We start from the raw sequence: 8,181 nt of genomic DNA on the forward strand, positions 1-8,181 counted from the left end.
CAAGCCAGATACTCCTGAAGTAGTACAACCTAAGCCAACTACTCCAACTACTCCAACTACTCCTGAAGTAGAAAAGCCAAACAAGCCAACTACTGAAGAAGTAGTACAACCTAAAGCAACTGAACAGCCATCTGACAAGAAAGCAAAAGTCAACTACCAAAAAGCAGTTTACAAGGCTAATAATTCACAAAAGATGCCAAAGGCAACTTCAGTTGTTTATACAGCTAACAACTCAGAAGCTTTACCAAAGACCGGTGCAAAGCAAAGTGCACTTATTGTATTAATTGGTCTTGGTATGGTAGTTTTAAGTGGTTTTTTATACAAAAAAGAATTCTAATTAATTAGAAAAAGATTCAATTATTCGAATTGAATTTTTTTCTAAACAATGAATAATAGTTAAATTAAAAGGCTCTCTATCAAATGTTGTTGATAGAAGTCAAATATAATTTAGAAAAAGCAGTGTCTGGGAAAAAACTAAGCCTTAGATACTGAAAGACGATCAATCCAACTCTTAATTTGAGTTGCTTGACCGTCTTTTTCTGTCTATTTTTATTTTTGAACAAAGAAAATTGGTCTTTTGACCATTTTCTGTTCCAATATTTGCTTAAATTCATCATCATGAAGGCTATTCCTATATCTGTTTCAACCTTCTTTTTGCCTCTTAAATGAGTTCGGCGCATGCCAAAGACGTTCTTCAAATGTCCCAAAATCGGCTCCACATCATATTTCCTCATGCTGTAGATGTGTCTGCCTTCAGGACTTTGGAGAACTGCTTTGGCTTTTTCTTTTAGGTATTGCCAGTTAGGATTATAGCGAACCTGACGTTGGCGTCCGCTCTTAGTCTTGGCTAAGCGTTCTAATTCTGGCGTTAGTTGAAATTCATCTGCTTCATAGACCTTAAAATCACGAACCTGACCAGTCGATCGATCTTTACGTTGACTATAATATTTGAAGTTGAATCTGACGCCATTTTGATCAAGGTAATAATCATCTTTTTCATCATAGAACCAGTTAGCCAGCTTAGTTGGATCGTTGCGATACTTTCTGGTCTTTTCCTTTTCGTACATGGTATAAGGAATATAGTACTTCTTGTCTGAATACTCTTCTTCTAACATTGAATAATTATATTCGCTGCCATAACCAGCATCAGCGACAATCTTGTCAAACTTGTCTAGTGTCGTCATCTGCTTTAAAAATGGTTCGAAAGTTCTGAAATCAGTTGGATTAGGGTACAAAGCAAAGTCAACCACATATTGATCAGTGGTGGCGGCTTGAATATTGTAGCCTGGCTTGAGCTGGCCGTTCTTCATGTGATCTTCCTTCATATGCATGAAAGTCGCGTCATGATCTGTCTTAGAATAGCTGTTACGCCCTGCAAAGATTTCTTTCGCCTCTTCATATTTCTTCATTCGAGGAACATAGTCTTATGAAGCAGCTTTTTAAGACCGCGTCTTCTTGCTTTTCTAGGCGAACCGCCAGGGATTACTTTGGGTTCTTGCTCAATTTCTTCGGTCAGCTTTTCAATCTCGGCTTCCGTTTCTTGTGCTAGCTCTGCCAAACCTTGACTGGTCTGGACTTTCTCTTTTGCCATTGCTTTGACGACTTCTTTGGCAATCAATTCATCATAAAGCTCAACCGCTTGACCTTTGAGCTTGTCATGAAATTTTTCAACTGCCTTGCGCCAAACAAAAGTATAGCGATTGGCGTCAGCTTCGATTTTAGTGCCATCAATAAAGATCGCTCCTTCATTGATAAGGCCCTCGGCTTCTAACAAATTGGTAAAGTAGAGGAAGCTTTTCTTAACCAGCTCATTGGCATGCTTGCTGGATCTAAAGTTATTGATAGTATGGTAAGAAATCTGTTGGTGTTCAGCCAAAGCCATCATCGGCACGTTTTCTTCCAGCATTAATTCGATTTTTCTGCCTGAAAATACTCTTCTGGAATAAGCAAAAAGCAAGATTTTAAGCATCATCGCTGGATGATAAGCTGGACGACCGGTTTTAGCAGTATTACCCAATAAGACATCTTCTGGAATTGAATCGACAAACCAGCTAATGGTATTAGCCAAATGATTATTAGGAATAGCGAAGTCTAAGTTGAGTGTTAAAGCTGTTTGACCTATGGTATAATTTTGATACATTAAGATTGCCTTCTTTCTTTTTGTTTTGTGGTGATTCAATAATATCAAGGAAGGCACTTAAAGTATAGAAAAAGAACGATGAAATCCATTAGGAAATAATCGTTCTTTTTTCCTGTCTGAGAATTAGTTTTTTCCCAGACACTGCTTTTTCTTTTAGAATCGCATCTTTTTCTTCTAATTTGATTCTTGTTACTAAATGATAAAAGTTGGAATAGCCATAAGCAGTTCATTCAATTTGCTTTATTTTGCGGTTAGTACCTTCAAGGCGCCATTTGATTCAGTAAATCTAGCAGCGTTAAGCAAATCATAAAGACAACGTTTAAAGATTTTTAACGTAATGTTCATTTGATAACCTATAGTATCTTTACAGTTGAGAAGTTTTCTTAGATCAGAAACATTTTTATTTATTAGGGCTTTACTAATATCTTGTAAAAGATTGTAGGTATTCTCTAATTCTTCACTTAGCGCTAGTCCATCAGTCACAATTTGTTCCTGAGTTAGTGTATCTTTAAGGTGCCAGTCATAATGTGGTTTTGTCTTTTCAAGATCATCAAAGGGCTTTAAATATAGTTTCCAATAATATTTAAGCAAGTTATATTCACGTGATCCTTTATGGTACTTCTTCATAACATGAATACGACATGAGTTAAATGAACGGTTAAGCATTTGAATGATGTGAAAACGATCAAAAATGATCTGAGCATTAGGAAATAGTTCTCTGGCCATTATGTCATAGTAGTAATTAAGATCCATCGTAACGGTTTTAGCCTTCCTACGAATAGTAATTGGAAAGTGCTTAAAATACTTAAGAATATCCTTTTTAATCTATTAGGTAAGATTTTGAGCACATGGTGAGACTGACCATCAAGGGCAATAAAGTAAAGCTGACGACCCACACCTTTGAATTCATCAAAAGCTAAGTGTTCAGGTAGCCAGTCATAATCTTGGGTAGAAGTAGTCTGATATTTTTCAAGCATTCATTGAACAGTACAAGTTGAAACTGAGTTTTGGATGGCAATATTTTTCATTGACATGTCTTCAGTTAAAGCAGAAATAATCTTTCTTTTCACTGGATTTGAGATATGACAATACTTATTTACTAAATTAGTTTCAGCCATAGAATTATGATGACAGTCTTGGCAAATAATTCTTTCTTTGGCTATTCTGATAAAGACGGGTAGACTGGCATCTAAAGCAAGATAACGGAAATTAGAATAAGAATGGCCATTGTGCCAAATATGATCAGAGCCACAAACAAGACAATGATCAAGATGAAGGACAGCATGATAGAATTTGGCCTCACGTCCACGATATTTCCCTAATGAAGTATCAAGGAATTCTAAATTATCTGCTTCAATATTAAGAGTAAATTTAATATAATTATTGAGAGAAGTCATAAGCAATCACCTTAATTTCTAAAGAGTAGTATCAAAGGATATTAATGTAAGAGGCCTATGGCTTCTTTTTTTGTGCAAAAAAATCCTGTTGATAGAATATCATAGAAATCTATCAACAGGATTTATCATAGAACCGACAAATTCTTGAATAAGTTCTTTATCTTGGGTCTTCATAATCTGCTACTCCTTTTCTTGCTCATTTTTAGTTTAAAAGATAAAGTAAGTAATGTAAAAAACTTATTAAGTATCACGTATAATAACTTTTATTTATGGTGAAAATATGGAATTAAGAGTTTTAAATTATTTCGTTGCCACAGCGCAAGAGTTAAACATGACGAAAGCGTCACAGAAATTATTAGTTTCTCAGCCTGCTTTATCACGCCAGATTGCGGATTTGGAAGACGAATTAGGGGTCAAGTTATTCAACCGCCAACCACGCCATTTAACTCTGACACCTTCAGGACAATATTTATTAGAGCAAGCAAAAGAAATTTTAGCTTTAACTGCCAAAACTAAGAGCAACCTGCAATCATCAGCTGTAATCAGTGGTGATTTAACTATTGCTGCCGGCGAAAGTGTTGGGATGCAAAGACTGATGAATATTGTAAGTAACATTATTCAGGACTACCCTACAGTTAAAATTCATATTTTAAGTGGTGACTATGAATTCGCTGAAAAGAAGTTAAACATCGGTACAGTCGATTTTGCGGCTATCATTGGTAATGTTAACCTTTCAAACTATGCTTCCATTCAATTGCCAGAACGAGACGTATGGGGCGTATTAATGACTAAGAATGATCCTTTAGCTAAAAAGAAGGCAATTACCCCAGCGGATCTGGTTGGCAGAACCGTCTTAAATTCTCAACAGGCTGACACGATGCACTATTTCGATAATTGGCTTGGCAATTACAAAGACGACGTCAATTTCATCGGAACGGTCAACCTAAGCTTTAACGGAACTTTACTAGTTAAAAACAATGCGGCTATGATGTTAACACTAGATAAAATTGCTAATACTTCTAGCGAATCGGGTTTAACATTTAGGCCAATATCGCCAGCTTTAAGTGAACCGATCACGGTTATCTGGAAACATGAGACTAACTTATCACCCGTTGCCGAATTATTCTTAAATAGATTGCAAGCTTCTATTGCTGATGACTAAAAAAATCCCAAGGCCATTCGACCTTGGGATTTTTAGTTTGCTTTATTTTTTCTTACGAGTAAAACGTTGCTTAATTTGTTGCCACATACTTAATGCTTTACGCATATGGTCAGCAGGTACGTATTTTCTTATTGCACGCAATACCTTTTTAGGATCACGCGCAGCGAAGATAAATTTACCATTAGATTTAGTTCTAATTTCAAAACGTGGAATATAACGTCCATTAAAATGAACATCCGCAACTACATAAGTTACTTCTTTCCATGGAATTTGAACATAGTCTTCAACATTTCGCTCATTATAAAATTCAAAAGCTTTATCGCCGATCATAATTTTTCCATAGGATGCAATACCTCTAAACCAGGTTGCATCAACAGTGAGATCGACTTTTGTATTAATTGACTTAGCCATTTATTAAAGAATGCCCCATACGTGGAAGAGAACACCGACAACGAAGATACCGATGATAATCCAGATTGGTGAAACTTTCTTCTTCAATAACCACATACAGAAGAAAGTTAAGAGCAAACCAGCTAAACCAGGAATTAATTGGTTCAAGTTGTCTTGTAAAGTAGTAACTTTAGTACTGCTTAAAGCTTTACCGTTACCCATATCCCATTGTTGAAGAGCGGATTGGATACCTTTAGCACCTGATGGAAGCTTGTCCCATTCGATGTAACCACCCTTTTGAATAGGAGTTTGAGAAACAATTGGAGTGAACTTGATGTTTACCCAACGTTCAATTAAGGCACCCAAGACGAACATACCCATCATTGAAGCACCACGGGTAACCTTTTGAAGCATACCACCTGACATATCACTGGTGATAGCTGAACCAGCCTTGTAACCAAATTCTTGTGTGTACCATAAGAATGCGATTCTGATAATATTCCAGATAACGAAGAACAAGATAGGACCCATTACGTTACCTGCAATGGCCATTGATGCACCTAATGCACCAACAATTGGACGAACAGTGTACCAGAATACAGGGTCACCAACACCGGCCAAAGGTCCCATCATACCAACCTTAACACCTTGGATAGCGTCATCAGTAACTTCTGCACCGTTAGCCTTATCTTCTTCCAAAGCCAAGGTAACACCAAGAACAGGTGATGCTAAGTATGGGTGAGTGTTAAAGAATACTAAGTGTCTTTGTAAGGCAGCAGATAAATCTTTCTTGTTTGGGTATAACTTTCTCAATGCTGGAATCATTGAATAAGCGTAACCACCGTTTTGCATTCTTTCATAGTTCCATGAACCCTGAAGGAATTGTGAGTGCCACATAACGTTAAAACGGTCGCGCTTGGTTAATTTAGTTTTCTTATCAGCCATTATATAAATCCTCCTCTATGCGTTCATTTTAATAGTCATCAATGATATCGCCGAGTGGATCGCCAGTGCCGGCATCGCCAGAATTATTGTTTCCACCGTTGCCACCCTTAGCTTCAAGAGCTAAGTACATCAAAGCCATTGAAAGGCCAATAGCACCAAGGGCGATCAAAGTTAAGTCTTTGATAGCAGCAAGGGCAAAACCAATTGCGAAGAATGGCCATACTTCCTTACTTGCCATCATGTTAATAACCATAGCGTAACCTACGGCTACAACCATCGCACCACCGATAGTCATACCTTCGTTTAACCATTGTGGCATCATTGCAAGCCAACTTCTAACAGTACCTGAAGGGATTGCTAAAAGAAGTGCAGCTGGGATAGCAATTCTCAAACCTTGTAAACATACGGCAATCCATTGCCATAAGTTGATCATACGCCAGTTACCCTTCTTAGCTTCTGCGTCCATGATGTGAACGATAGCAGTTGAAATAGTACGTACGATCATAGTTAAGAACAAACCAGCAACAGCTAATGGGATAGCGATACCAGTAGCAGTACCAATACCCTTAATACCTTGACCACCTTCGATCAAGATAATAGCTGAAGCTACTGATGCTAAGGCAGCATCTGGTGCAACAGCGGCACCAATGTTAGCCCAACCTAAAGCGATCATTTGTAATGAACCACCTAAGGCAACACCTAAATCCAAGTGACCGGTTACTAAACCGATCAAAGTACAAGCAACTAATGGTTGGTGGAATTGCCATTCATCCAAGATACCTTCCATACCGGCAAGAAAGGCAACAAACACAACCAAAATCATTTGAATAGCGTTCATTTATTTACTCCTAATTATTTATTACTTTTTTTCGTCAAGTAAAGTTTGAGCCTTCTTCAAGATAGAATCCATATTACTTGGAGCATCTGAAGGAACTTTTCTTACATCAAACTTAACGCCCATCTTTTCAAGTTCACGGAATGTATCAACGTCTTTTTGATTCATTGATAATACGTTGTTGGCGTTAACATCGCCTTCCTTATATGACATTGAACCAACGTTGATATTCTTAAGATCAATACCGCCTTTGATAGCCCTCAATACATCTTCTGGATTTTCAAACAAAAGAAGTGCATGAGTGTTTCCAAATCTTGGATCTTTAGCAATTTCTTCCATCTTCTTGAGTGGAACAGTATGAGCCTTAACACCAGCTGGTGCAGCTTCACGAATCATACTCTTACGTAAATCATCCTTAGCTACACTATCTGAAACAACAATTACTCTATCAGGCTTCATAGCTGGAATCCAACCAGTTGCCACTTGACCGTGAAGCAAACGTGAATCAATTCTTGCCAAAACGTACTTGATATGACCATCACCAATAACAGTACCTTCTGGAATGCTCTTCTTACTGCCCTTAGCAGCAGCTTTGTCAGCTGCTGGAGCTGCAGCAGCCGTCTTAGGCATTAAGTCAGCTGGCTTAGTCTTAATTCCATCTCTACCAGGTTGAACAACTGCAGTGGCGATGTGCTTTGCAGTTGCATTAGCATCCATCATTCTCTCAGTTAATGCTTGTACAACCATTGGTAAATTCATACCAGCAACAATTGCCCATTTATCATGCTTTTCAGCAAGTCCATTTGCTTGGTTAAATGGAGTACCACCCCATAAGTCAACCAAGAACAAAACTTCATCCTGGTTATCAAATGAAGCAATTGCTTTTTCCATTTTGCCACGAATGTCATCTGGACCTTCATCAGGCTTTAAGATAACATGTGCAAAATTATCTTGTTCACCGAAAAGCATTTGCGCAGATTGTGCAATACCATCGGCAAAGCCACCATGGCTGGCTAAAACAATTCCTACCATGTAATTTCCTCCTCTAGATCAAAAAATGAATCCGCTTTTATTATACGATAAATATAGACTTTAAAAAAGCGTTTTTTGAAAATAATTTCATAAAGTGACAATTTGTTTCAACTAGCCCAAATGCCTTGCCTGACAAGCAAAGATAAAAATTGGTCTACTAAAAAAGAAAGCCTATTTTCATGAATTGAATCATTTTTCACAAATTTGGCTTCCTATTAAAATATATGCTGGTTGAATAATTTCATTTTCATAAAATAACAAAAAAAAGGAAGCCTTCCGC

The 8,181-nt window shown here is 37.5% G+C and carries 6 protein-coding genes and 2 pseudogenes; 2 read left to right on the forward strand and 6 right to left on the reverse strand.

The annotated features are described in order from the left end of the window. A partial coding sequence (locus CP367_RS09035; protein WP_143441446.1) for an LPXTG cell wall anchor domain-containing protein occupies positions 1-337 on the forward strand: 337 nt, incomplete at its 5' end. 79 nt (positions 338-416) lie between these two features. Here the strand turns inward: CP367_RS09035 and CP367_RS09040 are convergent. Together CP367_RS09040 and CP367_RS09045 are read right to left on the reverse strand one after the other, a co-directional pair. Then, positions 417-2,140 (reverse strand): annotated as a pseudogene (locus tag CP367_RS09040) (IS1182 family transposase). Positions 2,141-2,228: 88 nt separating this feature from the next. Next, positions 2,229-3,537, reverse strand: a pseudogene (locus CP367_RS09045) (ISL3 family transposase). A 280-nt stretch (positions 3,538-3,817) separates the two neighbouring features. On the opposite strand from CP367_RS09045, the gene CP367_RS09050 reads away from it, so the two are divergent. Beyond that, the gene (locus CP367_RS09050) at positions 3,818-4,699 is read left to right on the forward strand and encodes a LysR family transcriptional regulator (RefSeq protein ID WP_089148047.1); all 882 of its coding nucleotides are present in this window, start codon (positions 3,818-3,820) and stop codon (positions 4,697-4,699) included. 42 nt (positions 4,700-4,741) lie between these two features. Here CP367_RS09050 and CP367_RS09055 read toward each other — a convergent pair whose 3' ends face one another. The 4 genes from CP367_RS09055 to CP367_RS09070 are packed head-to-tail and all read right to left on the reverse strand — an operon-like array spanning position 4,742 to position 7,901. Beyond that, positions 4,742-5,110 (reverse strand): DUF956 family protein, encoded by a 369-nt coding sequence (locus CP367_RS09055; protein WP_089148048.1) that lies wholly within the window; start codon positions 5,108-5,110, stop codon positions 4,742-4,744. A gap of 3 nt (positions 5,111-5,113) precedes the next feature. Next, on the reverse strand, positions 5,114-6,034 hold the full coding sequence (locus CP367_RS09060) for a PTS system mannose/fructose/sorbose family transporter subunit IID (protein WP_005720854.1): 921 nt from the start codon (positions 6,032-6,034) through the stop codon (positions 5,114-5,116). 28 nt (positions 6,035-6,062) lie between these two features. Next, positions 6,063-6,872: a PTS mannose/fructose/sorbose transporter subunit IIC gene (locus tag CP367_RS09065; protein WP_005720853.1), complete on the reverse strand. Its 810-nt coding sequence runs from the start codon at positions 6,870-6,872 to the stop codon at positions 6,063-6,065. Positions 6,873-6,893: 21 nt separating this feature from the next. Continuing rightward, complete coding sequence (locus CP367_RS09070) at positions 6,894-7,901, reverse strand: PTS sugar transporter subunit IIB (protein ID WP_089146289.1); 1,008 nt, start codon at positions 7,899-7,901, stop codon at positions 6,894-6,896. Positions 7,902-8,181 lie beyond the last annotated feature (280 nt).

Origin of the sequence: Lactobacillus sp. UMNPBX16, assembly GCF_002553775.1 — a bacterium.
In the GTDB taxonomy this organism is placed as follows: Bacteria; Bacillota; Bacilli; order Lactobacillales; family Lactobacillaceae; genus Lactobacillus; species Lactobacillus crispatus.